Origin of the sequence: Burkholderia sp. NFPP32 (assembly GCF_900119325.1) — a bacterium.
Classification (GTDB): Bacteria; Pseudomonadota; Gammaproteobacteria; order Burkholderiales; family Burkholderiaceae; genus Burkholderia; species Burkholderia pyrrocinia_C.
In genome coordinates, this window is sequence record NZ_FPJP01000027.1 from 31,882 (window position 1) to 57,817 (window position 25,936).

A 25,936-nucleotide genomic window follows, 5' to 3' on the forward strand; every position below is an offset into this window, starting at 1 on the left:
TCAATCCATCCAGCCAAGCAGTCGATGCGACGCGGCGATCCAGTAGTACTTCGCACGCCGGGGATTGCGGCGCACGCATGACAGCAGGCAGCCGGCGACAGGCCGCGCGATCATGTAAAGGACGTAGGCGAGCGGATAGCGATTGATGCGCAGCACATGCCCGAACCCGCGGTTGTAGCGCCGGCCGCGCGCATAGGCCTGCTCGTCGAGCACGGCGAGCGGCTCGGGATGATGGACACGCAGATGCGGGTCGTAATCGATCCGGCACCCCGCCTGCAGCGCGCGCACGAGAAAGTCGACTTCTTCCCCCGCTCCCCAGCGCGTGGTCGCGCCCACGCCGAGGTCCACGTCGAACTGTCCCGCCGCATGCACGGCAGACCGGCGCAGGAAGATCGTGTACGACGTCGCGCATACCCACACGTTGAAGCGGTTGACGGTCTGCCCCGAAGTCGCCCACCGTCCTTGCGACGGCCGGCCCGCGGCGTCGACGCTCATGCCCGTCACGCCGTCGAGCATCCGGTCGGCGGACAAGCGCGCCGCGACCGCATGGAGCGTCCCGGGCCGATACCAGCAATCGTCGTCGGGGAACCCGACCACGTCGCCCGTCACGGCCTTCAGGCCGACGTTCGTCGCCCGCGACTTGCCCTTGCCGGATCGCAGATGGACGATCGTCAGCCGGTCGCGATACCGGTCGACGATCCGCTCGACCCGGTCGTCCGGGTTCTGGTCGACGACGATCACTTCGAGGTCGGCATAGGCTTGCAGCACCAGCGAATCGAACATGCGCACGATCTCGTCGCTGCGGCCGAGCGTCGCCATGATGAGGGAGAATTTCATCGGGTAGGTCCGGACGGGAAAATGGATCGGGGCCGCAACACGCGCGGCGCGGCGCGCGCTTCCCGGCGTGCCGCCCGCGGAGCGAACGCGAACGACGCGAGATAGCCGACGAACAGGTATGACGTTTCGCTCTGGTGCATCGGGTTGATCAGCGACCATGCCGCGAGCGGCGCGAGCAACACCATCGCGCGCCGGCCCTGACCGAGGCCCGCAAAGAACACCGCCCACGCGAGCAGCCCGATCGGGCCGGCCACCAGCATCAGATCCAGCGGCGCGCAAAACACGGCGCTCGTGCCCTCGCCGAGCCCGCGGACGGCGACGGCCGAGTGCGAGAAGTAATGCTCGACGAAGCCGAAGCCGTGACCGATCCAGTCGCGGCCGACCAGCTTGATCGATTCCGTGAAGGCAAGCCCGCGCTCCTGTTGCAGCCGGACCTGAAGCTGGTCGCCGGTCAGTTCGCGCGTGAACATGTACAGATAGAAGGCCGCCCCGGCGGCCATCGTCAGCACTTTCGCGAAGAAATAGCCGCGCACCTGCAGCAGGATCACGATCGCGCATGCGATCAGCACCGTCTTCGATTCGCTCAGCAGCGTCACGACGAGTGCGAGCGCAACGAACTTCACGACGTCGGGAATGCGGCGCGGCGACTGCAGGAAACACGCGTAGGCGGTCAGGAAGAAAAACGCCGCGAACCAGTTGCGCTCCTTGAACGAACCGTGAATCGCGTTCTGCATGAAGTCGACTTTTTCGTACAGCACCGGGACGTCGAAATACTGCAGCGCGTACTGAAACGCCAGAAACCCCGCGATCGCGACATAGCCGAACGGCAACGGCCGCGTGCGTGCCCGCGCGCCGTAATAGCGGCCGATCAAATAGAACGCCGGCATCACGAACCCGAATTTCACGATCTGCTCGGCCGCCTTGAAGCGCGGATAGCCGGACAGAAAGGTCGTCGACAGCGCCACGCCGACAAACAACGCAAAGGCCCAGATTTCCCATGCGCCGACGGGGATCCGGCGCCTCACCAGCAGCACCGGCAGCACCAGCACCGCGAACATCTGGCCGAGTTGCGCGCCGCCGATCTTCAGGAACTGGATCGAACTCAGCAGCAGCAATACGAGCAAGACCGCGTCCGCGAGATCGAAGCGCACATGCGGCCCGATCGTCGATACGCCGGACGACGACGCGCGTTGCCGCGGCACCTGCGGCGCGAGGCGGCTCATGTCCGGTTCCTCGCATCGCGCAATGCGCTCAGCATCGCCACGGTTTGCCGGGCGGCCTGACGACGCAATATCCAGGTCGCGCCGGCATAAGCGGCGCCGAAGCAAACGACCTGAAGCGGCAACCTGACCAGAGCCGATACGCCGCCGAGATACGCGCCAAGCCGCGATACGACCAGCGCGCAGCCGAGCGCGATCAGATACGGCGGCACCAGCCGCCCCAGCAAGCGGCGGGGATCGATCGACAGCTCGACGACGACGGCGCCGAAGCTGAGCGGCGTGATGCACAGCACGGCGCCGACATACAGCCACGCCAGCCCCGCGACGTCGTGCGACGGCAGGCAGACCATCGCGCCCAGCACCAGGACGAGCTTGACGAACGTCAGCCACATCGCGACGTTCGGCCGGCCGCGCGCAGCCAGGAATGCGCCGTTGATGAACTGGACGGTCTGAATCGCGCCGAGCCCCATCAGCGGCGTCATGATCGCGGCGCTGTCGGCCCAGCGCGCACCGAACAGCACGATCGTGATGTCGCGGCTCGACACGGCCATCAGCACGAACAGCGGCGCCGCGGCCATCGCGGCCAGCCCCGTGACGTCGAGATAGGTGGCGGCCATTTTCCCGGCGTCGTGCGCGACACGCGACAGCACCGCGAGCGCGACGTCGGTCGCGGCGCGGCACAGCAGTTCCAGCGCCGTCTGATAGAGCTTCGCCCCGATCGCGTAGATGCCCAGCCCGGCCGCGCCGTACAGCGCGACGACGATCAGGTCCACCGTTCGCGTCGCGCACCAGTCGATCAGCCTCGACGCGACGACGTGCCCGCCGAAGCGCGCGATCGGCCAGAACGTCGACGCGTTGCGGCGGCCGCGCGGCCGCCAGACCGGTCTGCGCCAGAGCCAGAGCGCGGACACCGTCATGAAGGTCGCCGCCTGCGCGATCAGGCTCCACGCGCCGGCGCCCGCGATCGCCAGCGCGACCGCCACGGCGCCCGCGACGCTCACCGACACGAGTTGACGCATGGCCAGCGTCCTGAAATCCAGCCGCCGCTTGTACAGCCCCTCCTGGAACGAACTCGCCGAGCCGATCGGCACGAACGCGCACGCCACCCGCAGGTACGGCGCCAGGCCGGGTACGCCAAGCCACGTTTCGACGCGGCCGGCCAGCACGAACATCACGGCCGCGAGCACGACCGCCATACCGATCGAACACAAGAACGGCCATTCGAGGTCGTCGTCGTGGAGCGATGCGCGCTGAACCAGCGCGTCGCTGAAGCCGCCCTCGGCGATCATCAGGACCAGCGACAGCGACAGCGTGACCGCGGCCGCGAGCCCGACGTCCGCCGGGCCGAGCCAGCGCGCGACCAGCAGATACGTGACGAGCGTGACGAGCTTGCCGCCCCACGCCTGCACCAGCGCCCACGCGAGGCTTCGCACCGTGCGCGCGCCGAGTCGCTCGCCGGCGGGCGACGCGCGGTCGCTCGCGGCGAGCAGCGCGATGTCGCGAATCGCGGGCTCAGTGCTCGGTTTCATACGCGTATTTCCCTTCGCCATACGCGCCGTAGACGGCCTGGCGCCGCGGCACGTCGTTCAGCACGACGCCGCTGATCGCGATGCCTGCATTGCGCAGGCGACGCTCCGCCTCGCGAATCTCCGGCATCGAGCTGCGGCCATGCCGGACGCACAGCAGCGTCGTCGCGCCGTGGCGGCCGATGGTCGCCGCATCGTGCAGCGCAAGGATCGGGGCCGTATCGACGATGACGATGTCGTAGAGACGCGATGCCGTGTCGAGCAGCATCTTGAAGCGGCCGTCGTTGAACAGCTCCGACGTGCGGGCGACGGCACCGCGCGCGAGCACGTCGACGCCGGCAACCGCCGATTTCTGAACGCCGCGCTCGAGCGTGCCGCTCGCGATCGCGTCGGGCAGGCCGGGCGCCGCCGGCAGCCCGAAGTGGCGATGCGACTGACCGCGGCGAATATCGGCATCGATCAGCAGCACGCGCTTGCCGCCCGACGCGAACAGCGAAGCCAGGTTCGCGCAGAGGAACGATTTGCCCGCACTGGGCTGCGGGCTCGTGACCATGATCACGTTGTGCCCCGACTCGGACATCGTGAACTGCAGCGTCGTGCGCAGGCTGCGGATCGCGTCGACGGTCACGTCCTCCGGAATTTCCGATGCGAGAACATGCGCGCCCTGTCCCGCATGCTGCTGGTTTCGCACGAGACGCCGCTGCTCCCGACTATGCGGCACCACCGCATAGACCGGTACGCCCAGTACCTGCTCGAGGTGCTCGGAATGTTCGACGCGGCCCCATACCGCCCGCTGTGCGAACGGGGCGGCGACGCCGAGGGCAATCCCGACACACAACGACAGCGCGACCAGCAGCAGGCGCCTGGGCTTGACCGGTTTCACCGGCAGGACCGGCAAGTCGACGGCGCGGACATTGCCGATCTCGCTTCTCCTGGCGATCTCGAGCTGTTGTCCGGTGTTCAGCAGGTTCGTATACAGCTCGGTGTTGACGCGCACGTCACGCAGCACGCCGAGGCCCTCCCGCTCCGTATCGGGCAACCTGGCTTCGAGCGCCTTCAGTTCCTTCGCCTTGCCCGCCAGTTCCGCCAGGTTGGCGTCGAGCGCCTGCACGGCCGGATGGCCGTCGGCGAACCGCGCGATCAGGTCGACACGCTTTTGCTTGAGTTCGAGCGTGCGCGTCTCGATGTCCACTTCCTGGCCGAGCAGCAGCTTGCCCTGTTCGTCGAGATCGACCGTCCCCGTGCGCGCGCGAAACGCCGCGTACTTGTCCTCGGCATCCTTCAGCGCTTTCATGACGGTCGGCATGCTGCTCTTCAGCGATGCCAGCGTCGCGGCGGCCTCCTCGCTCCGGTACTCCTTGTTCTGCTGGACGTAACCGTCGACCACGGCCCGCAGGATGTCCCGGATGCGGGTCCGGTCGTCGCCCTCGAGCGTGACGGTCAGGATGCCGGATTGCTTGGCCTTTTCCTCGACGGTCAGATCGTCCTGGAGCTGGGAGACCGCTTCGAGCTGCGGGATGCGCCTGAGCCGAAACGCCGTGCCCGGCCTGGCGTCGAGGGCGGCGACCAGCAGCGTCAGCGGCTGCGCCTTGTACTGCCCGTGCGCCGGCACGCCGACCTCGCCTTTCAGCACGACGTCGCCGTCCTCGTCCCTGACCACGTAGCGTCCGCCGCCTTCGGCGGTCACGTCGAACCAGAGCCCGTCCAGCGCGTCGATGCCGTCGTGGCTCTTCTTCCCGGCCGTCTCGAACGTGACGACGTCGAATCGCTCGCCGCCCCATGCAAACCGGGACAACCCCCAAAGCGGCCGCGCCACGCCGTCGTCCCGATAGCGACGAGCGACCCAGCGGCCGATCAACGGGAAATAGCGCGGTTCGGCGATGAGGTTCAGATGCTGCTTCGTGACGACCGAGTCGATCACCATGCGCGCGCGCACGAGTTCGAGTTCGGCAGCGGTCGTGCTCCCGTTGTCGAGCAACGCCGCGATGTCGTGCAACGGCGAATTGCCCGCCGTGGTCGATTCGTTGACCTGGATCGTCGCGTCGACACGATAGACCGGCGTCGCGAATACGACATACAGCAGCCCCAGCAGGAACACGCCGGCCGCGATGCCCAGCACCATGCGCCACCGGGCCAGCACGATATCGACGTAGGACGAAAGGGGCGCATCGTCGTACAACGCCGCGTCGTACAGCCGTGCTTCGGAAAGGTCTGTCATCGCAAATCCAGTGTCGATCGGGGTCCGGCGGTTCATTTCGCGACCAGCGCGCCGGTCATGCCGGCATTGATGGCGGGCAACAGCAGCGACAGCACGCGGCTGAGTCGGACGAGGCCGTTGCCGTCGACATAAACGACATCCTTCGGCGCCAGCCTGAAGTCGTTCGCGAGCACCATCGCAACCGGCGACTTCGCGTCGAGATGAAACACGTCGGGGGTACTCGAGCCGCGCCCGCGAATCACATAGACCTGCGCCGTGTCGGCGGTGCCGCTGTTGAAGCTGCCGGCTTGCTGCAACGCATCGCCGAGCGTCAACGAGCCGTCGCGCAGCGGCAGCGCGAGCGTCGGCTTCGCGACCTCGCCCATCACGAACGCACCGTTGTCCTCGCGCGACTGCACGCGCAGCACGTCCCGGTTGCGCAACAGGATGCGGGCCGGATCGATGCGTCGTGCGACGAGCAGGGACAGGTTCAGCACGTAATGCTCGTCGCCGCGCAGCAGCTCGATGCGGCTTCGATCGGCCGTCGGCTGAAGCCCGCCCGCGCGATCGATCGCCTCGATCAGCGTCATCGGCACGTCGTTGATCGGCTGGACGCCCGGATTGCGCACCTCGCCTTCGACGTAGACCTGCTGGCTGCGGTACGACGTGACGCGCACGGTGACCTGCGGGTCGCGGAAGGTTTTCGTCAACGCGACGCGGAACGCATCGCGCACCTCGGTCGTCGTCCTGCCCGAGACCGCGAGCGTGCCGACATAGGGAAACTGCACGCTGCCGGTTTCATCGACGACGAAGCCGCCGACGGGGTCGCTCTGCCGTTGTGTCGACGACGACTGATTCGTCGGCGCCGCCGCGGAAAGTTCGGGGTGATCCCACACCGTGATCTGCAACACGTCGCCGGCGCCGATCCGATAGCCGCCCTTCGTGCGCTCGCGCAACAGCGCGTCGACGTGCCCGGCCGCGTCGCTGTCGTCGCGCATCGATTGCAGCAGGTTGACGTCGATTTCCCGGATCGGCACATCGAGCGACTGCGCCGGTTCGCCGTTGCGCGCGCTGGCCACCGGCAATTCCTGCGAGCCGGTCATCCGCATGCCGGGCGCAACGGCACATGCCGTCAGGAACACGGACAGCACGAGCGGGGCCAGCGCGCGGCCCCGTCTGCTTCCTGTCGATATACCGTCGAATGATTCGCCCATTGCCGCCTCGTATGTCGCGCTATCGTCAATTCCGTCCGTGGCGCCGTGCTCACGGATATGTTCATTTCTTCGCGTGAGGGTTTGGCTTGCTTCGCCCTCATGCCGCGCCGCCCGGTCGATCACCACGACGAACGGGACCAGGGCGGCTCCATGCCCGGCCAGTCGCCTGCCGCGTTGTCGGTCCCGCCGCGCGGCCGATTCGGGACGCGTGCCGCGCCGCGCGTGCGATGCGCCGTCGGCATGCCCAGCGCGTCGATCGACAACGCCCGCATCTGCCGCTCGATCGGCAGCGGCGCGTAGTTGCCGACCGCCGGCACCGCGACGCCCGACGCGACCGCCGGCTTTGCGATCGATCCGCGCCACGGATTCGAGGTCTGGGACGCGGTATCCGCGAGCCCCGCGATCCACCGCGGCGCATTCGCCGAAGGGCGCGCCGCCGGTGCATTGCCGTGCGCAGCCGATGCACACGACAGGCCGATGAGCATCGCGAGTCGACCGACATGGCGTCGCATCAGCAGTGCCCCCGTGCGGCAGCTGCGGGAATCCGCGCGATCCAGTGCGCCACCGCGCGCTCGATGTGACGCGCCACGGCATCGAACACGTCCGCCGACTTGCCGACCGGATCCGCGATATCGCATTTCGCGGCATGGTCGAGCTGGAAGACGCGACCGCGCGCGAACGGATAACGGCGCTCGATCTCGCGACACTGCACGAGCGTCATCGCGAGAATCAGTTGCGACGCACGCACGTGGCCGAGATGCACCGGTTGCGCGATATGCGACGTGATGTCGAAGCCGCGTTCGCGCATCACGTCGATCGCAGCCTGTGCGGCCGGCCGGCCCGCCAGCGCGATCAGTCCCGCGCAACGCACCTGCACGGACGGCAGCGCGCGTGCCAGCATCGCGCTCGCCATCGGGCTGCGGCATGCGTTGCCGTCGCAGACGACCAGAATGCGTTCGATCATGGCCGGGCTCAGTAGGCGTTCGGATGGACGAAGCCCTTCAGCACCGTGGCGGCGACAATTTTCATGTCGAGCCCGAAGGACCAGTTGCGCAGGTAATAGAGGTCGTGCTGGACACGGCCGACCATCTTGTCGAGGTGATCCGTCTCGCCGCGATAGCCGTTGACCTGCGCCCATCCGGTGATGCCCGGCTTGATCCGGTAACGATGGATGTATCCCTCGACGAGCGGCCGGTACAGATCGTCGTGCTCGATGGCGTGCGGTCTCGGCCCGACGACCGACATGTCGCCGCGCAGCACGTTGAAGAACTGCGGCAGCTCGTCGAGGCTGGTGCGACGCAGGAACGCGCCGACGCGCGTGATACGCGCATCGCCCCGGGTCGCCTGGCGCACGATGCCGGCCGGTTCGGCGTGCACGCGCATCGTGCGGAACTTGTAGATCCGGAACACCCGGCCATCGGCGCCTTTCCGGTACTGCGTAAACAACACCGGGCCCGGGGACGACAGCTTGACCGCCAGCGCGATCAGGCCGAGCAGCGGCGCCAGCGCGACGAGGGCTGCTGCCGCGAATACCCGGTCGAACAGCGCCTTCTGCATCAACGCGTGATGCGACATCGGCGATGCAACGAGGTTGATTGCCGGCATGCCGACGAGATCCATCATCGTTCCGCCGAGCAGCGCGATGCTGCACATGTCCGGCATGAAGCGGATATTGATCAGATCGTCGCCGAACGTCTTCAGCACGCGCCGGATCGTCCGTTCCTCGGAGATCGGCAACGCGAGCCAGATTTCCGTTGCGGCTTCGGCACGCACTGCCGCGGCGAATTCGGTGAAATCCGCGATCGCCGGGACGATGCCGTTGGACGATCCCGCGGGATCGTGGAGCACGACGGGGCGAAACCCGCTTGCCGGCGACAGCGCAAGCGTTTCGATCACACGCACGGCATGCGCGCCGTGACCGACGATCGCCACCTTGCGAAGATTCAGGCCCGCATGCCTGACGCGCGCGAGCATCGTATAGGCAGCCACGCGAATGACGACGAATCCGCATCCCGCGATCGCCGTCCAGTAGACGAACCACAGCCTCGACACCTGATCGACGCGATGCATCGCGAACAGCAGCACGAGGTTGCAAGCCTGCACGGCGACCCATGCGGCGCTGATGCGGCTGATCATCGCGATCCACGACCGCCCGCGCCAGGACTGATACACCTGACATGCCGGAAAGACGGCGAGCGCCAGCATCGCGACAAACGGGACGACCATCGCGTCCGGCCGGCCGAGCGTATCGTCATCGAACCGCACGTGCGACGCAGCAGCCGCCCCCAGCACCACCACGAGCGCATCGAGCAGGCGCGCGATAATCGACTGAAATCCGAACATGGATATTCTCCAGGCGGCGCACGATGGCGCCGTATTTGCGGTCAAACGCGTCCGTATGCATCGTCGAAGCGCACGATGTCGTCTTCGCCGAGATAGCTGCCGGTCTGCACTTCGATGATCTCCAGCGGCATCCGCCCCGGGTTTTCGAGGCGGTGTCGCACGCCGATCGGGATGTAGGTCGATTCGTTTTCGCCGAGCAGGAATCGCTCGTCGCCGCGCGTGACGGTTGCGGTGCCCTTCACGACAGTCCAGTGCTCGGCGCGGTGATGGTGCATCTGCAACGACAGTCGCGCACCAGGGTCCACCACGATTCGCTTGACCTGGAAACGTTCGCCGCGGTCGACCGAGTCGTACCAGCCCCACGGACGCCGCACGAGCCGGTGCGCCTCGGCTTCCGCGCCATGCCCGGCCTTGATTCTGGATACGAGCGACCTGACGCCCTGAACGTGCTGCCGGCCGACGACCAGAACGGCGTCGGGGGTCTCCACCACCGCGACGTTACCGACGCCGACGCACGCGACCAGTCGGCCTTCGGAATGGGCATAGCACGCGGTCGCGTCCTCGAACATCACTCGCCCACGCCCGGCGTTGCCGTCCTGGTCCTTGTCGAGCGCAGCCCAGACGGCGTCCCACGACCCGAGATCGGACCAGCCTGCATCCAGCGGAACCGCAACGGCCACCGGCGGTTCAGCCATGAAGCTCAGGCGTTCCATGACCGCGTAGTCGATCGAATCCGACGGGCACGTGGCGAATGGCTCCGGGGCCGGGTGAAAACAACCGCCATCGGCATTGCCATCGCGGATCGCGGCGACGCACGCAGCGTGAATTTTCGGCGCCAGCTCCTCGATGGCGCGCAGCCAGACACTCGCCCGGACAACATAGATTCCGCTGTTCCACAAATGGGATCCTGACGCGACGTATTGCGCCGCGACTTCCGGTGACGGCTTCTCGACGAACGTATCGAGTCGGTAACCGCCATCGACATCGTCCAATGCAAGCGGCACGCCGGTGCGCAGATAGCCGAAACCGGAATCGGCATGCGTCGGCCGGACGCCGAGCGTCGCGACGCACCCACGCTGCGCGTAGCGCAACGCCGTTTCCATCGCGCGTTCGAACCGGGACGTGTCGTGAATGACGTGATCGGCCGGCATCACGACCAGTACAGCGTCCTCGTGCTCGGCTCGCGCAAGTGCGGCCGCGAGGGTCATGGCAGGCGCCGTATCGCGACGCGCCGGCTCGACGACCACGCGTGCGCAAAGATCGCTCGCCGCGAGTTGCCGCACCGTGATGTGCCGATGCGCGTCGCCGCATACGACCTGCGCAGGTGCCATCTCGAATTTCGACCCAAGCCCGCTTACCCTTCGCAGCGTCGATTCGAGCAGCGTTTCCTCGCCAACGAGGTGCGTCAGTTGTTTCGGGTGCTGCTCGCGGGACATGGGCCACAGCCTGGTTCCAGCCCCTCCCGCCAGGACCACCGGCACGACCGCGCTCGCGGCGACGTGAATGCGATCCTTCGCCCCCGGCTCGGCACCGCACGAAGTTTCGACGAACTCGAATGTGCTCATTTCATCTATCCCCCAGCATCCGCTTTTTCCGCCCGCAATCGACCGCCGGCGCCATCCGGCCGCCCGTGCTTCGCGCCGACGGAGCTTTCCCGAGCGACGCCGGACATGCTCCGCCCTCGGTATCCCGATGCATCGACAACATTCATCCCGGGTGTCATTGGCCCATCGATGAATTAATCAATAAATTCGTATTCCTATATGAAATTGAACGCGCCTTTATCGAATGGACGGTTCAATTCACGCCGGGAATCCAGACCGCGGACGAACTACCGGTTACTCAGGCTCATGCCCCCGCGCCGATGCATGGCCGCCGCAAGGACGTCTCAACACGATTCGGCATGGCAACGGAAATGCCGCGCCCGAGCCATCGCGAATGGATTGGCGAATGGACGCGATTTATCGATTGAGTGTCCGGAATCGACCGCTTCGCCCCCGCGTCGCGTCCGGATATAGGAGTGTTGATCTGATTCATGATTGGTCTAGCGTTATGGTATTAACTACTTCTGCACATGTCATTTGACGCACGATCCGTGCCACCGGGACGCGTTCTCTTGTTGCAGCGCGGAAAATCCTCGATAAACCAATGACCTATGTCCCAAATTTGAAAGGTATGAATAAATCAAAACAATCCTGTTTAACGTTTGCGCAACTGCGGCGTTCGCATACGTTACGTAACGACACACCGTAACGCGGCCGACATGAACGGCATTCGACCGATTTCGTTGCCGACATGCGGGAGGGGATGCGGATGCTCGCGAATAAGGGCGGAATCGAGGCGAGTCATTTCTCGAAGCAAGATCGGACTTCGAGCGATCACATTCGAGTTCTGACGCGGCATGAGCGTTTTTCCCGATTTCCCCCGGGAAATGACCGATGCGGCAAGAGAGACGTATGGCGCACTTCTTTCATCGCCTCCGGGCGATTTTTTTAATGCGTGCGCCCTTTATATCGACAGGGGCATAATTTCCGGTTCACCTGCGGCCAACGCTGCGGACAGCCCGTCCCGTGCTTGCGGCTTCGGATGCCGCACGTTCATTCCCGCTCCCCGGACAGGTACGCTCGTACCGATTCGACACGACGTCGACATTCAGACGATCGCGCCCGCCGCTTCGGCATCGCCTGCGAGCCAGTCGTTCATCACGCGCGCATCCGCCTGCCGGTCCAGCGACAGGCACACGTCGCTCAGTGCATCGACCTGCGCCCGGTCGAGCCCCATGCCCGCCAGCGCACGATATTTCGCCAGCAGCGCCGCGTCCGACAGCGGATTGCGCGGGTCGCCGAGCGCGATCGGCACGTGGCGCGATTCCCGCCGTCCGTCGGGGCGATGCAGAATCACCGTCGGCTCGTCGAGATCGCCGAGCGCCGGATCGGCGTCGACCGCGATGCGCGCGAGCAGCGCGGTCACGCGCGAATCGGTGCGCCGGTCCGCGCGATACACGCCGATCCCCGTGTCGCCGAACGCCAGCGCCGCCGCCACCGCGTACGGCAGGCTCATCTGCGCGGACGACAGCGTCGACAGGTCGCGACCGCCGCACATGCGGGCCACGAACGCGCTCGTGCGCACGACCACCCGCTCGATCTCGCCGGCCTCGACGATGCGGCCGTCCGCGAGCTGCAGCGCCGCGTCGACAGCCGCATGCGCGCTGCGGCACGATGCATGCGGCTTGATCGAGCAGCGCATCAGCTTCCAGTGCGCGCCGAGGCCGTCGGTCAATGCGTCGGGCATATGCGATTGTGCGGCGAACGTGTTGAAAAAACCGCCCCACACGTCGTCGAATACGTGCGCGGGGCCGCTCACGCCTTCGCGCGCGAGCAGCGCCGCGAGCACGCCGCCCTCCGCCGCACGCCCGGCGTGCAGCCGCTTCGTCTGCGCTCCGTCGTGGATGAAACCCCACAGGCCGCCCGCGAAACTCGCCGCATGGCCGAGCGCGTCGCGCGTGCGCGCGGCGTCGAGCCCGAGCACGCGCGCGCTCGCGGCCGCCGCACCGAACACGCCGCAACTGAGCGTCGAGTGCCAGCCCGCCCCGTTGTGAACCGGGTAGCCGCCCGCTGCCTCGAGCACGCGCCGGCCGACGTCGTAGCCAAGCACGATCGCCGCCACGCATTCGCGGCCCGTCACCGTGCGCCCCGCGCACGACAGCGCGGCGAGCACGGCCGGCAGCACGACCGCGCCCGAATGATCGCAGCCGCCGGAATCGTCGAGTTCGAGCGCGTGCGCGGCAATCCCGTTGACGAACGCCGCATCGCGCGCGCCCGCGGTCCGCCGCGTGCCCCACAGCGGCGCGCCGCCCTGCGCGACGGCGCCGGTCAGCGCACGGGCGCTGCGCGTCTCGACGGCGGACGTTCCCGCCAGCGCGGCACCGACCGTGTCGAGCACATGACGCTTGGCCTTCGCGACGACGTCGTCCGGCAACGCGTCGGCGGACGTCTGCGCGACGAACGCCGCGAGCCGCGTGGCGCGCGTATCGGTTGTCATCGTCATCGCGCCGACTCCTCCGCCACGCAGTGCGCGAACACGTCGACCGGATGTCCGGGCGCATTGACGGGCGCCTGGGCACACCACCAGCGCGCGATGTCGCGCCCCGTCGCGAACCAGACGTCACCCGCGTCACGCAGATGCGCGAGCAATGCGCGCAGCAGGTCGATCCGCGCTGCCGTGCCGATGATCTCGGGATGCAGGCGCAGCACGCAGCACAGCCCGAAGCGCCGAAACCCGTCGACGTCGCGCCGCCAGTTGTCGAGCACGTCGCGGTACGCCGCGATGCGCGGCTGACCGACCGGCACGGGCGGCGACAGGTTGAACTCGAAGTACGGCTCGTCCTCGAGTTCGTAGTGCAGCGGCAGCTCGACGAGCCGCGCGCCGTCCGCGCCGCCGTCGCCGCGCGGATGCACATACGGCAGATCGTCGCCGCGCCACGACGACGACCACGTGAAACCTTCCGCGACGAGGAAATCCGGGAAACCGTCGGCCCAGTTGCCGGTGAACGAGCGAAAGCCTTCCACGTCGCGGCCGATCGTGTCGGCGAGCGCCGCCCGTCCGGCGCGGCACGCATCGACCTGCGCGGCGAGCGGCAGCGCGTCGAAATCCTCGCAGCGATAGCCGCTCACGCCGAGCTCGTGGCCGGCTGCGGCGATCGCGCGCACCGCATCCGCATGCGTTTCGGCGACGATGCCCGGGACGAACCAGCTCGCCGGTACGCGGAACGCATCGAACGCATCGAGCAGCCGATCGACGCCGCGCGTCGCGCCGTAACGCCAGACCGACAGCGATTTCTCGCGGCCGACGATGCGCGGCTCGCGTGTCTGGATACCGTGAATGTCGTTGAAGTCGACCGTGATCGCGACCGCGCATCGCGCGCCGCCCGGCCATGAAGGGAGTGTCGTCACAGGCCGCTCCGTTGCGTGGGTTGCGCGTCTCGCGCGTGCTGCGCAAGCCACCAGTCGGCCACTTCGCGGCAGCGCGCGAACCATACGCCATCCTGTGCGCGCATGTGGCCGAGCCACGCCTCGAGCAGCGCGATGCGGCCGGGTTTGCCGCAGACCTTCGGATGCAGCAGCGTCGTCAGGCACAGCCCTTCGCGGTATACGCCGTCGAATTCGCGCGTCCAGTTGTCGAGCGTCGCGCCGTAGCCGGCGATCCGGTCGAGCCCGGCCGGATAGTCGGGGTTGCGGTGATACGCAAGCGACGCGTAGTCGTCGGTCTCCCAGCGACCGGGTATCTCGACGAGCGGCGCCTCGCCGTCGTCACCGTGCAGCAGGTACGGCCGGTCGTCGCCGCGCATCGAGCTCGAATAGCGCACGCCGGCTTCGCGCAGCACGGCCACCGTCGCCGCGCTCCAGTCGCCGGACGGCGTGCGGAACCCGACCGGCCGCACGCCGAGCGTACGCGCGAAGACGTCGGCCGACTGCGCCATGATCTCGCGCTGCCGCCCGGGCTCGAGCGTCCAGAACGCTTCGTGGCGGTAGCCGTGATAGTCGATCTCGTGGCCGCGCTCGACGATCGCCGCGCATTGCGCGGGCCACGTTCGCGCGACCCATGCGGGCACGAAGAACGTCGCGGGCAGGTCGAACGCCGCGAGCATGTCGAGCAAGCGGCCGAGCGCGCGCCACGGCCCGTAGCTGCCGAGCGTGAAATACGCGGGGTTGCGCCAGATCGACCCGTTCAGCATCGCGTCGCCAGTCGGGCCGTCGAGATCGAACGCGAGCGCGACGCACGCGCGCTTCGCGTCCGGCCAGCGGGGAGCGAGGGCCGTCATCGCGCGCTCAGTGCGTGCCGTTGATCATCGCCTTCGTCACCGCATGTTCCTGCAGCCCCCACTTCGCCAGGATCTTCTGGTAGGAACCGTCGGCGATCAGCTGGTTGAGCGCCGTCGTCAGCGCGCCGCTCAGCGCGGTGTTGCTCTTCGCGACGCCGATGCCCGTGTATTGCGACAGGAACGGCTTGCCGACCGGCGCGTATGCGTTCTGCTCGAGGCCGTTCTGGTACGGCAGCGTCTCGCCGCCCTGCACGGCCGCGTCGATGCGGTTCTGGCGCAACTGCATGCGCGCGTCCGACGAGCCGTCGGTGCCGACCACGACGATCGCCGGCTTGCCGGCCTTCACGCAGTTCTCCGCGCTCCACGCGGTCGTGTTGTCCGGGAACGACGTGCGCCGGCTCGACCCGACGCGCTTGCCGCACAGCGCGCCCATCTGCGCGAACTCGCCGGCGCGCGCCTTCAGCGTATAGAACTGCGGGCCCGTCTCGATGTAGTCGACGAACGTCACCGCATCGCGGCGCGTCGGCAGGTCGGTCATGCCGGACAGGATCATGTCGACGCGCTGCGTCGCGACCGCGCTCATCATCTGGTCGAAGCTCGTTTCGACCCAGTTCAGCTTCGCCCCCATCTTCGCGGCGAGCGCTTCGCCGAGATCGACGTCGAAGCCCGCGAGCTTGTCGGTCGCCGGGTCCTTGTATTCGAACGGCGGATAGTTCGGCACGATCGCGACGTTCAGCGTGCGCTTCGCGCTCGCGGCCTGGGCGACTGCGAAGGAGGCATGCAGCGCGAGCGCGCCGAATGCGACGGCGGCCAGCGTGCGGGTCAGGACGGATGCTTTCATGGGGGGGGGGCGCCTTGTCGTGGTGGGCTTGTATCGTTGACGGTGGAATCGTTCGGGCGCTTCGGTCCGGGGCGCCCGGCCCGTTCATGCAATCACGGCCGAGATGAAATCGCGCGTACGCGCGTGCGTCGGCGCGGACAGCACCTGGTCGGGCGGCCCGCTCTCGACGATCCGGCCGCCGTCCATGAACACGACGCGGTCGGCCACCTCGCGCGCGAAGCCGAGCTCGTGCGTGACGACGATCATCGTCATCCCGCTCTTCGCGAGATCGCGCATCACGGCCAGCACTTCGCCGACGAGCTCGGGATCGAGCGCCGACGTCGGTTCGTCGAACAGGATCAGTTGCGGATGCATCGCGAGCGCCCGCGCGATCGCGACGCGCTGCTGCTGGCCGCCCGACAGCTCGACCGGAAACGCGTCGCATTTGTGCGCGAGCCCGACGCGCGCGAGCAGCGCGCGCGCTTCCTCGTCCGCTTGCGCGCGGCGGCGCTTGAGCACCTGCACGGGGCCCTCGGTCACGTTCTCGAGCGCGGTCTTGTGCGGGAACAGGTTGAAGCGCTGGAACACCATGCTCGTCGCCAGCCGCTGGCGCGCAACCTGGCGCTCCGACAGCTCGTGGAGCCGGTCGCCGGCGCGCCGGTAGCCGGCCAGTTCGCCGTTGATCCACAGCGCGCCCGCGCTGATCGTCTCGAGCTGGTTGATGCAGCGCAGGAACGTGCTCTTGCCCGAGCCCGACGGCCCGATGATGCACAGCACTTCGCCCTGCGCGACGTCGAGCGTGATGCCGTGCAGCGCCTGGAAATCGCCGTACGACTTGCGCACGTCTACCGCGCGAACGACCGCGTTCGTCATGACGTTCTCCCGATGGTTGAGGGTCGTGCCGTTCATGTGCGGCCCGCCGCGCGGCCCGCGCCGCGCGCGAAGCGCCGTTCGACGCGCGCCTGCGCGAGCGACAGCACGGTGACGACCGCGAGATACCAGATGCCCGCGACGATCAGCAGCTCGATCACGCGGGCGTTCGCGTAGTAGATGTTCTGCGCGTTGTGCAGCATCTCCGCGTACTGCACGACGCTCGCGAGCGACGTCAGCTTGACCATGCCGATCAGTTCGTTGCCGATCGGCGGCACGATCACGCGCATCGCCTGCGGCAGGATGATCCGGCGCAGCGCCTGCAGGCGCGGCATGCCGATCGATTTCGCGGCCTCGTACTGGCCGGTGTCGACCGACAGCAGCCCCGCGCGCACGACTTCCGACGTATACGCGCCCTGGTTGATGCCGAGCCCGAGCACCGCCGCGAGGAACGGCGTCATCACGTCGGCGGTCCGGAATTCGGCGATGCCCGGGATGCCGAGCGTCGGGAACACCAGCGCGAGGTTGAACCACAGCAGCAGTTGCAGGATGATCGGCGTGCCGCGGAACAACCAGATGTAGCCCTGCGCGATCGTGCCGAGCACCGGGTTCGACGACAGCCGCATTACCGCGGTGACCACGCCGAGCACGACGCCGAGCGTCATCGCGAGAACGGTCATCACGATCGTGTTGCCGAGCCCCGTCAGGATCGAGCGTGCGGTCAGGAACTGGCCGACGACGCGCCACTCGATCTGTCCGCGCGCGAACGCGGCGGCCACGTAGGCGAGCGCGGCGATGATCGCGATCGACGCGACATAGCGGCCCCAGTAGCGCCGGCGCACGCGCACGAGGCCGGCGGTATCGTCTGCCGCGGCGCCGGCCGGCCCGGATGCGCCGTCGAGACGGCTCGAATCGGAGGCGCTCAGCATGACGGCCCCCGGTAGTCGGCCGCCCAGGCGGCCTGGCGTTCGATCGCGCCGCTCAGGCGGCCGATCTGCTCGCGCACGCGCGCGGGCGACGTGCCGCCCGCGCCGCCGCGCGCGGCGACGGCCGCGTCGAGCGTCAGGTGCGCGCGCACCGCCGGCGCGAGGCGCGGGTCGACGGCCTGCAATTGTTCCGCGCTTGCGTCCGCGAGCTCGATGCCGTCGCGTTCGCACGCCCGCACGAGCGCGCCGGTGATCTCGTGTGCTTCGCTGAACGGCACGCCCGTCAGCGCAAGCCAGTCCGCGACCTCGGTCGCGAGCGTGAAGCCGAGCGGCGCCTGGCGACGCATCTCGTCGACGTTCACGCGCATCGTGCGGATCATCCCCGCCATCGCCGGCAGCACGAGTTCGAGCGTGTCGATCGAATCGAACGCGGCGATCTTGTCTTCCGCGAGATCGCGGTTGTACGCGAGCGGCAGCGACTTCAGCGTCGCGAGCAGGCCCGTCAGGTTGCCGATCAGGCGTCCCGCCTTGCCGCGCGTGAGTTCCGCGATGTCCGGGTTCTTCTTCTGCGGCATGATCGAGCTGCCCGTCGCATAACCGTCGTCGAGTTCCACCCAGCGGAATTGTCGCGACGTCCACAGGATCACTTCTTCCGACAGGCGGGACAGGTTCACGGCCAGCATGCTCGCGACGAACGCGAATTCGGCGACGTGATCGCGCGCGGCCACGGCGTCGATCGAGTTCTCGCACGGTGCGTCGTAACCGAGCTCCTGCGCGGACAGCTCGGGTCGCACGCAGATCGCCGAGCCCGCCAGCGCGGCCGCGCCGAGCGGCGAGCGCGCGGTGCGGCGGTCCCAGTCGACCAGGCGGTCGGCGTCGCGATACAGCGACTGCGCATGCGCAAGCAACTGATGACCGAACACGATCGGCTGCGCGGGCTGCAGATGGGTGAAGCCGGCGGTCACCGTGTCGACGTACCGGCTCGCCTGGCCGACCAGCGCCTGCTGCAGCTCGAGCACGCCGCGCACGAGCTGGCGCGCCTTGTCGCGCAGGTACAGGCGCAGGTCGTTCGCCGCCTGGTCGTTGCGCGAACGCCCGGCGCGCAGCTTGCCGCCGAGCGCCGGCAGCCGCTGCGTGAGCACGCGCTCGAGGAACGTGTGCACGTCCTCGTCGGCGAGCGACGGCGCGATCGCACCGGCCGCGTAGTCGCGCGCGATGCCGTCCATCGCGGCCAGCAACTGCGCGAGGTCGTCGTCGTTCACGATGCCGGCGCGGTTCAACTCGCGCGCATGCGCACGGGAGCCCGCCAGATCGTACGGCACGAGACGGTAGAAACTCGGATCGGAGCGGGACAGGTTCTGCAGCGCGTCGGACGGCTCCGACTGGAAGCGGCCGCCCCACAGGCGTTCGATCGGTTCGGTAAGGCTCATTGCGGTCGACCTCGACTCGGTTGGATTGCCCCCACTGTAGGCATTCAATTTTTTTTGTTGTAGCGAGAAATTGGCTCCGCTTAAATGAAGTTTTTCTCAGCACCGTCGCCTTCGACGCGCCCGCCGATGCGCAACCGCCTGCCCCCGCTGAACCCGCTTCGCGCATTCGAGGCCGCCGCCCGGCGCGGCAGCGTGTCGGCCGCCGCCGACGAACTGCACGTGACCGCGAGCGCGGTCAGCCACCAGATCCGCATTCTCGAAAGCACGCTCGGCGTCGCGCTATTCGTCCGATCAAAGGCGCGCGTGAAGCTCACGCCCGAAGGCGAGGCGTTGCTGGAACCGGTCGGCGCCGCGTTCGACATGATCGCGAACGCCACCGTCAGGCTCGATTCGCCGGCCGCCGTCGGCGATCTCGTCGTGTCGACGCCGCTGTCGCTGACGTCGCGCTGGCTCGCCCGGCACATCGGCGATTTTCTCGAGCGCTATCCGGGCATCCACCTGAAGGTGATTCCGTCGAACGACGAACGCGAGATCTATTCGACGGACGTCGACGTCTGCATCCGCTATGGGGAAGGCACCTGGCGCAACCGGCACGTCGAGCTGCTCGATCATCCGGCGCTGTTCCCGGTCGTGAGCCCGGCGTTGATGAACGGGCCCGATGCGATCCGCAAGGTGCAGGATCTCGCGGGACGCACGCTGTTCTGCGAGCATGCGGGCTCATGGATGCGCTGGCTGGCGGAAGCGAACGCCGACAAGCTGCCGGGCATCCGCATCCTCGAAATCGGCAACGCGCACATCGGTGTCGAAGCCGCTGTGCACGGGCAAGGCGTCGCGCTCGGCGACAGCCTGTCCGTGCGCGACGACCTGATCGACGGCACGCTCGTGCGGCCATTCAGCGCAACGGTGCCGTCGCGTCATGCGTACTATCTCGTCACGCGTCACGAGCTGACCGGGACGCCGCTCGTGACCGCGTTCACGTCGTGGCTGCGCGCCTGCCTCGCGTGATGCGCGTCGTTGCCTGCGGCAGGGTTTCGGTCAGGAAACGAGATTCAAATGAGATTCGCCAGGTCGTCCCACACCATGACGATGTTGTACGAGCGCCAGATCGGCCCCGCATCGACGTACTCGCCGGCAAACCGCGCATTCAGCGCCTCATAAAAGGCAATCGCGGATGCGTTTCCGTTGACGACACTCAACGCGGCGCCCTGATACCGCAGCCTTCTCAAATGCGTCGCGAGTTGGGCAAGCAGCTTGCGGCCGATGCCGCGACGCTTGAATTCGGGATCGACATACAGGAATTTGATCTCGCCACGGCCGTCGAATATCGGTTCCGACGGCGCGCCGGCCGCGCCGATTCCGACGATCCTGTCGTCGGTCTGCGCGATGAGCACGAGCTGGTCGCCATCGTTCGACGCCAGCTTTTCCTGCCATCTTTTGCCACGATAGCGCTCGTCGAGCACGGCATGCGCTTGCGCCGGTGCGAGATCGCGATAGGTATGCCGCCAGACCTTGACGTGGAAATCGGCGATCGCCTGTGCATCGTCGATATTTGCGGACCTGATGGATATTCCGGACATTGAGGACTCCCTGTCGGGCGGCTTTGCGCCAGTGGGTGCAGTGTATGCAGCGGATTGTAACGATCCGGGCTGCGATGTCGAATAACTGTTTGTGGCTCACGGCCATCGGTCACGATCTCCGAAGGCCGGCGGCCGACACGCGCGGAACGCGAACCGCGAGCGGGCGTGTGGCGTTCACGCGTCCGTTCGCCGCTGCTCGTGGGATGGATCGTGCGAATCGCCGCTGAAGAGCCTGTTTCGCAACTGACCGCCGACGAACGCACCCGCAATCAACGACAGATACCCGGCAACGAGGAGATGTCGCCAGCCATCGAGCGCGGCGCGGTGCGCAAGCAGCGCCGCGTCGGGCGCCGGCACGGCGAGACTTCCCGGCACGATCGCACGCGTCATCTGCACGAATCCCGCCGCCGACAGCACGGGCAGCAGGACGAGCATCGCCAGCAGCACGAACTTCGCATGCCGAAAAAATGCATGGCGGCGCAAATGAAACCACAGCCCGAGACTGCCGTGCACCCATCCCGGTGCGAGCAGCGCGATCTGCAAACCCTGCGTGCCGCTCGTGAGGAGCGACACGATGACCCGTTCGTAGTTCGGCTCGAAGCCGTAAAACGATGTCGCAACCCGTGTCCCGACGACGTGGCGTATCAACAGCATGGGCAGGCTGAGTCCCGCCCACAGACGAAGCCATTCGGCGGGCGGCAGCGCCCAGTGTCGGCGGCCGTAGATGGTGCGGATCGCCAGCGCGAAATGCAGGCCGGCCGCGCCGTACAACAGGATCGTGCCGGGCGCGCTTTGCCAGAGCCCGATTGCCAGATGCAGCCCGCGCTCGGCGATATCGATCGACCAGATGCCGAGCGCGTGATTGACCATATGGACGGAAATATAGAACCACAGCAGGATGCCGGAACCGAGTTGCAGCCTTCGCGCGGCATTGCGCTTCCCGTCTTGCGCCGACGCCGGTTTACCGGCATCGGAGTCGATCGCGTGCTGCGCGGGACGCGGCGCGCGGTTCCGCCACGGCGGGCGCATGCCGATGCGATCCTGGAACAACGATGGCAGCCGTGCCTCGTTCACCTTCGGGGCACCCTTGCCGTCGCGCTGCGATCGGCCTGGAATGTCCCGGGTTTGTCTCCGCTTGCCGTTCATTGGCGCCTCCCCTCGATGCGTCCGCCGCTTGATCGGCATACCGCGGAGCGGGCCCGTTTATTCCGGCGACGCACGACATCCCGCGCATGAAGTGCATCGCACGGTTTCGGGAATAGGCGCGGTGCTCGCCGGGTATACGGTGTGTGAGCACGACGGATGACGATCGCGACGCGTCGGCACCCTGCACATCGAAACGAGCGCAGTCAAGGAGACCATCATGTCCAACGTTCTGTCCCACTGGATTCTGATCGGTTGCGACGCATACGACGAGTATGTGTTCGTGCCGTGGCTCGATAAATCCGTCTATCTGAGAACGGTCAAGCTGCGTCGGGTCTGCCTGTTGTGACGGCAGCAGTTCCGGCGCACCTCGCCGCCCCCAACGGACAATCCGGACCAGAATCCACGCTGCTTGCCGCCTCAGCGCCCCCCGGCGCAACAGCACCTGTCAAGTGCCGCGGGGCCGAAGGCGACCGCGTCCAAAACACAAAGTGGAGTTACCCCCGTAGTCCCGGACACAGCCTCACGCTACGGTCGATGAATCCACCGCGCGTCGAAACTCGCGTGGTGAGCGATACTTCAGTGCGCTACGGGGATGCTTCTCGTTGTAATGCTCGAACGCAATGGCGAGATTCCGCGCGGCCGTCGCTGCATCCGGTTTCGGCATCAGGGCCACATAGCCGCGCTTCATCGTCCTCACAAAGCGCTCAGCCATGCCGTTGCTCTGCGGGCTGCACACCGGCGGCGTCGGTGACTTCAGCTGCTACGCGAGCCACGACTTGATGTTCGCCTGCATCGCGCCGGTCGAGATTCCATAGCGCTCGTGCAACGTCGGCAACGCGCCCGCGGCAAGGTACGCATCCGGCAGCGCGATCTGGCGGAACGGTACGGCAACGCCGGCCCCGATCAACGCAGTCGCCACCGCTTCGCCGAGCCCGCCGATCGCCGTATGGTTCTCGGCGACGATCACCATGCGTCCCTTGCGCGCCGCCTCGCGCACGATGGTTGCCGTATCGAGCGGCTTGATCGTCGGCACGTGCAGCACGGCCACATCGACGCGATCGGCTTCGAGTGCCTTCGCAACCTCGAGCGCGCGCATCGTCATGATCCCGGACGAGATCAACAGCACGTCGTTGCCGTCGCGCAGCTGCTTGGCCTTGCCGAGTTCGAAGCGGTAATCGTATTCATCGAGCACGGCCGGCACGTTTCCACGCAGCAGGCGTGCGTATACCGGCCCCTTGTGCGCAGCAATGGCCGGCACCATCTGCTCGATATCCAGCGCGTCGCACGGGTCGATCACCGTCATGTTCGGCATCGCACGCATCAGCGCCAGATCTTCGGCGGCCTGGTGGCTCGGCCCGTAGCCGGTCGTCAGTCCCGGTAATGCGCACACCAGCTTCACATCGAGATTGTCCTCGGCAATTGCCTGATGAATGAAGTCATAGGCACGGCGCGTGGCGAATACCGCATAGGTCGTGACGAACGGCTGCGCCCCTTCATGCGCGAACCCGGCGGCCGCGCCCATCAGCAACTGCTCGGCCATGCCCATCTGGTAGTAGCGCTCCGGAAATTCCTTCGCGAAGATGTGCAGGTCGGTGTACTTTCCGAGATCGGCGGTCATTCCGATCACATTGCTGCTCGTCCGCGCGAGCTTCGCGAGCGCATGGCCGAACGGCGCGGGACGCGTAGTCTGCCCTTCTGCCGCGATGGACGCGATCATCGCGGAAGTCTTCAGGCGAGGCTTGTTGTCGACGGTGCTCATGCGTGTCTCCCTGCTTCGAGTGCGTCGAGCGCGAGCTTCCACTCGTGCGCATCGACGCGGATGAAATGACTCTTCTCGCGTGCTTCGAGGAACGGCACGCCGCGCCCCATCTTCGTGTCGCAGACGATGATCCGCGGCTGCGGCTTGTCATGTCGGCGCGCGTTGTCGAACGCGCGCTTTACCGCGTCGATATCGTTGCCGTCGACACGCTGCGCATACCAGCCGAATGCTTCGAGCTTGTCGACCAGCGGCTCGAACGCCATGACTTGCGTCGACGGGCCATCGGCCTGCTGGTTGTTCACATCGACGATCGCGATCAGGTTGTCGAGCTTCCAGTGCGCGGCCGACATGAGCCCTTCCCAGATCGCGCCTTCGTCGAGCTCGCCATCCGAAAAGAGCGTATAGACGAAGGCATCCGAGCCCTTGCGCTTGAGGCCCAGGCAACGGCCGACCGCGATCGTCAGGCCCTGCCCGAGCGAACCGCCGGACATTTCCATCCCGGGCGTGTAGCTCGCCATCCCCGACATCGGCAGACGACTGTCGTCGCTGCCGTAGGTTTCGAGTTCCTCGGCCGGCAGGATGCCGGCTTCGAACAGCGCCGCGTACAGCGCGATCGCGTAGTGGCCGTTCGACAGCAGGAAGCGGTCGCGCCCTTCCCACTCGGGATCGTCGGGGCGATAGCGCATCGCGCCGAAATACGCGACGGCCAGCACGTCGGCGATGTCGAGCGCCTGGCCGACATAGCCCTGCCCCTGGACTTCGCCCATCAGCACGGCGTTTCTTCGGATACGGTACGCGCGCTCGGCGAGCGTGACCGCTTCATGGATGGTTTCGGTATCCATCGATAGCTCCAGTATTGTGTCGGAAGGAATGCAAATCGAATCAGCGGTTGACGGATCGGGGCACCAGGAACACCAGCAGAGCGCCGACCGTGATCGCGACGGAGATGAAGAGCAGTCCCGCAGTGGACTTGCCGGTCAGGTCGTTCAGCCAGCCGACGATCGCAGGCGAGAAGAAGCCCGCGAGATTGGCAAAGCAGTTGACCGCGGCGATGCCCGCCGCCGCCGACATCCCGCCCAGCAGGGCCGTCGGCAGCGACCAGAACTGCGACGACGACGCGAGGATGCCGGCGGACGCAATGCTCAGGCACACGATCGACGCGCTGACGCTGCCGAGCGTCGGCAAAGTCGCGAAGCCCGCCGCCGCGATCAGCATCGGCACCGCGAGATGGAAGCGACGCTCGCGGCGGCGATCCGCGCTCATGCCGATCAGCGGCAGCGCGATGATTGCGCACGCATACGGGATTGCGGTGAACAGTCCGACCCACAGCGGATCGGCAACCCCGGCCTTGCGAATGATCGTGGGCAGCCAGAACGTGAGGCCGTACTGACCGAGCACGACGCAGAAGTAGATCGCGGCCATCAGCCACAGGCGGCGGTCGGCGACGAACGAACGAATCGACAGGTGGGCGGTAGTGTGCTCGGCGTCGGCCGACACGTTGCGCGCCAGCAAGGCTTTTTCGGCATCGGTCAGCCATTTCGCGCCGGCAATGCCGTCATCGAGATACAGCAGGATCGCAAAGCCCAGCACGAACGAAGGCAGCGCCTCGAGCAGGAACAACCACTTCCAGCCCGCCATCGACATCGCGCCGTGCAGCGAATGCATGATCGCGCCCGACAGCGGCCCGCCGATGATCCCCGCCAGCGGAATCGCCATGAAGAACAGCGACAGGGCCTTCGCGCGGCGTGCCGACGGGAACCAGTACGTGAGGTACAGGATCACGCCCGGTGCAAAACCCGCTTCGGCGACGCCGAGCAGGAACCGCAGCACATAGAACGCGGTGGGCGACCTGACGAACACGAAGCTCGCCGAAATGACTGCCCACGTCAGCATGATGCGGGCGAGCCAGCGGCGCGCACCGACGCGATGCAGAATCAGGTTGCTCGGCACTTCGAACAGAAAGTAGCCGAGAAAGAAAATGCCTGCACCCATGCCGTACACCGTCTCGCTGAAGCGCAGGTCGTTGAGCATCTGCAGTTTCGCGAACCCGACGTTGACGCGGTCCAGATAGGCGCCCAGGTAGCACAGCATCAGGAACGGGATCAGCCGTCGCGCCACCTTCGCGTAGGTGGCCGCTTCGAACGTCTGCGCATCGTCCCGTTGCAGCATCTCGCCCGGAACCGGCGGTGCGGGGTACTTTGCTCTCATCTTTGTCTCCTGCCATGGCCCCGGGTTGTCCCGGGTGCATGA

General features: G+C 67.0%; 24 protein-coding genes and 1 pseudogene. 3 read left to right on the plus strand and 22 right to left on the minus strand.

Annotated elements, in window-relative coordinates; translation table 11 throughout:
- From BT264_RS31985 to BT264_RS32025, 9 genes are all read right to left on the minus strand, one after another.
- On the minus strand, window positions 1-837 hold the full coding sequence (locus tag BT264_RS31985; protein WP_072443974.1) for a glycosyltransferase family 2 protein: 837 nt from the start codon (window positions 835-837) through the stop codon (window positions 1-3).
- On the minus strand, window positions 834-2,060 hold the full coding sequence (locus tag BT264_RS31990) for a hypothetical protein (RefSeq protein ID WP_256260747.1): 1,227 nt from the start codon (window positions 2,058-2,060) through the stop codon (window positions 834-836). The genes BT264_RS31985 and BT264_RS31990 overlap by 4 nt, the downstream gene beginning before the upstream one ends.
- Window positions 2,057-3,586 carry an oligosaccharide flippase family protein gene (locus BT264_RS31995; protein WP_083534281.1) on the minus strand — a complete coding sequence of 510 codons (1,530 nt, stop codon included), beginning with the start codon at window positions 3,584-3,586 and terminating at the stop codon, window positions 2,057-2,059. Before BT264_RS31995 ends, BT264_RS31990 begins: the two co-directional genes overlap by 4 nt.
- Window positions 3,570-5,801 (minus strand): polysaccharide biosynthesis tyrosine autokinase, encoded by a 2,232-nt coding sequence (locus BT264_RS32000; RefSeq protein ID WP_072443976.1) that lies wholly within the window; start codon window positions 5,799-5,801, stop codon window positions 3,570-3,572. The genes BT264_RS31995 and BT264_RS32000 overlap by 17 nt, the downstream gene beginning before the upstream one ends.
- 32 nt (window positions 5,802-5,833) lie before the next feature.
- Entirely contained in the window at window positions 5,834-6,994 is a 1,161-nt protein-coding gene (locus tag BT264_RS32005) for a polysaccharide biosynthesis/export family protein (RefSeq protein WP_072443978.1), read from the minus strand.
- Between the two features lie 119 nt (window positions 6,995-7,113).
- Entirely contained in the window at window positions 7,114-7,506 is a 393-nt protein-coding gene (locus BT264_RS32010) for a hypothetical protein (RefSeq protein WP_072443980.1), read from the minus strand.
- Window positions 7,506-7,958, minus strand: coding sequence for an arsenate reductase/protein-tyrosine-phosphatase family protein (locus BT264_RS32015; protein WP_072443982.1), 453 nt, complete (start codon window positions 7,956-7,958; stop codon window positions 7,506-7,508). The genes BT264_RS32010 and BT264_RS32015 overlap by 1 nt, the downstream gene beginning before the upstream one ends.
- An 8-nt stretch (window positions 7,959-7,966) precedes the next feature.
- Entirely contained in the window at window positions 7,967-9,337 is a 1,371-nt protein-coding gene (locus BT264_RS32020) for an undecaprenyl-phosphate glucose phosphotransferase (RefSeq protein WP_072443984.1), read from the minus strand.
- Window positions 9,338-9,378: 41 nt separating this feature from the next.
- Complete coding sequence (locus BT264_RS32025; RefSeq protein WP_072443986.1) at window positions 9,379-10,902, minus strand: mannose-1-phosphate guanylyltransferase/mannose-6-phosphate isomerase; 1,524 nt, start codon at window positions 10,900-10,902, stop codon at window positions 9,379-9,381.
- Here BT264_RS32025 and BT264_RS38700 point away from each other — a divergent pair.
- The gene (locus BT264_RS38700) at window positions 10,893-11,309 is read left to right on the plus strand and encodes a hypothetical protein (RefSeq protein ID WP_143155789.1); all 417 of its coding nucleotides are present in this window, start codon (window positions 10,893-10,895) and stop codon (window positions 11,307-11,309) included. The two genes, BT264_RS32025 and BT264_RS38700, sit on opposite strands and share 10 nt — an antisense overlap.
- A gap of 680 nt (window positions 11,310-11,989) precedes the next feature.
- Here the strand turns inward: BT264_RS38700 and BT264_RS32030 are convergent.
- From BT264_RS32030 to argH, 7 genes are all read right to left on the minus strand, one after another.
- Window positions 11,990-13,384 (minus strand): MmgE/PrpD family protein, encoded by a 1,395-nt coding sequence (locus tag BT264_RS32030; protein WP_072443988.1) that lies wholly within the window; start codon window positions 13,382-13,384, stop codon window positions 11,990-11,992.
- Window positions 13,381-14,289, minus strand: coding sequence for a polysaccharide deacetylase family protein (locus BT264_RS32035; RefSeq protein ID WP_072443990.1), 909 nt, complete (start codon window positions 14,287-14,289; stop codon window positions 13,381-13,383). Before BT264_RS32035 ends, BT264_RS32030 begins: the two co-directional genes overlap by 4 nt.
- Entirely contained in the window at window positions 14,286-15,158 is an 873-nt protein-coding gene (locus BT264_RS32040) for a polysaccharide deacetylase family protein (protein WP_072443992.1), read from the minus strand. The genes BT264_RS32035 and BT264_RS32040 overlap by 4 nt, the downstream gene beginning before the upstream one ends.
- Before the next feature lie 7 nt (window positions 15,159-15,165).
- Window positions 15,166-15,999, minus strand: coding sequence for an ABC transporter substrate-binding protein (locus BT264_RS32045; protein ID WP_072443994.1), 834 nt, complete (start codon window positions 15,997-15,999; stop codon window positions 15,166-15,168).
- 84 nt (window positions 16,000-16,083) lie between these two features.
- Complete coding sequence (locus BT264_RS32050) at window positions 16,084-16,887, minus strand: amino acid ABC transporter ATP-binding protein (RefSeq protein ID WP_072443996.1); 804 nt, start codon at window positions 16,885-16,887, stop codon at window positions 16,084-16,086.
- Entirely contained in the window at window positions 16,884-17,777 is an 894-nt protein-coding gene (locus BT264_RS32055) for an amino acid ABC transporter permease (protein ID WP_072443998.1), read from the minus strand. The genes BT264_RS32050 and BT264_RS32055 overlap by 4 nt, the downstream gene beginning before the upstream one ends.
- Window positions 17,771-19,204, minus strand: coding sequence for an argininosuccinate lyase (gene argH / locus BT264_RS32060; protein ID WP_072444000.1), 1,434 nt, complete (start codon window positions 19,202-19,204; stop codon window positions 17,771-17,773). Before argH ends, BT264_RS32055 begins: the two co-directional genes overlap by 7 nt.
- 126 nt (window positions 19,205-19,330) lie before the next feature.
- Here argH and BT264_RS32065 point away from each other — a divergent pair, with 126 nt between their 5' ends.
- The gene (locus tag BT264_RS32065; RefSeq protein ID WP_072444002.1) at window positions 19,331-20,209 is read left to right on the plus strand and encodes a LysR substrate-binding domain-containing protein; all 879 of its coding nucleotides are present in this window, start codon (window positions 19,331-19,333) and stop codon (window positions 20,207-20,209) included.
- Window positions 20,210-20,253: 44 nt separating this feature from the next.
- Here the strand turns inward: BT264_RS32065 and BT264_RS32070 are convergent, their stop codons facing one another.
- Both BT264_RS32070 and BT264_RS32075 read right to left on the minus strand, forming a co-directional pair.
- The gene (locus BT264_RS32070) at window positions 20,254-20,781 is read right to left on the minus strand and encodes a GNAT family N-acetyltransferase (RefSeq protein WP_072444004.1); all 528 of its coding nucleotides are present in this window, start codon (window positions 20,779-20,781) and stop codon (window positions 20,254-20,256) included.
- A gap of 174 nt (window positions 20,782-20,955) precedes the next feature.
- A complete protein-coding gene (locus BT264_RS32075) occupies window positions 20,956-21,927 on the minus strand; it encodes a hypothetical protein (protein ID WP_371287131.1) in 972 nt (323 codons plus the stop codon).
- A gap of 217 nt (window positions 21,928-22,144) precedes the next feature.
- Between BT264_RS32075 and BT264_RS40215 the strand changes: the two genes are divergently transcribed.
- On the plus strand, window positions 22,145-22,273 hold the full coding sequence (locus tag BT264_RS40215; RefSeq protein WP_256260748.1) for a hypothetical protein: 129 nt from the start codon (window positions 22,145-22,147) through the stop codon (window positions 22,271-22,273).
- A gap of 174 nt (window positions 22,274-22,447) precedes the next feature.
- Here BT264_RS40215 and BT264_RS32080 read toward each other — a convergent pair.
- From BT264_RS32080 to BT264_RS32095, 4 genes and pseudogenes are all read right to left on the minus strand, one after another.
- Window positions 22,448-22,684: pseudogene (locus tag BT264_RS32080) on the minus strand (integrase core domain-containing protein); the annotation flags it as partial.
- Window positions 22,685-22,687: 3 nt separating this feature from the next.
- Window positions 22,688-23,686 carry a transketolase family protein gene (locus tag BT264_RS32085; RefSeq protein ID WP_072444006.1) on the minus strand — a complete coding sequence of 333 codons (999 nt, stop codon included), beginning with the start codon at window positions 23,684-23,686 and terminating at the stop codon, window positions 22,688-22,690.
- Entirely contained in the window at window positions 23,683-24,528 is an 846-nt protein-coding gene (locus tag BT264_RS32090; protein WP_072444008.1) for a transketolase, read from the minus strand. The genes BT264_RS32085 and BT264_RS32090 overlap by 4 nt, the downstream gene beginning before the upstream one ends.
- 40 nt (window positions 24,529-24,568) lie before the next feature.
- A complete protein-coding gene (locus BT264_RS32095) occupies window positions 24,569-25,894 on the minus strand; it encodes an MFS transporter (protein ID WP_072444010.1) in 1,326 nt (441 codons plus the stop codon).
- Between the last annotated feature and the right edge of the window lie 42 nt (window positions 25,895-25,936).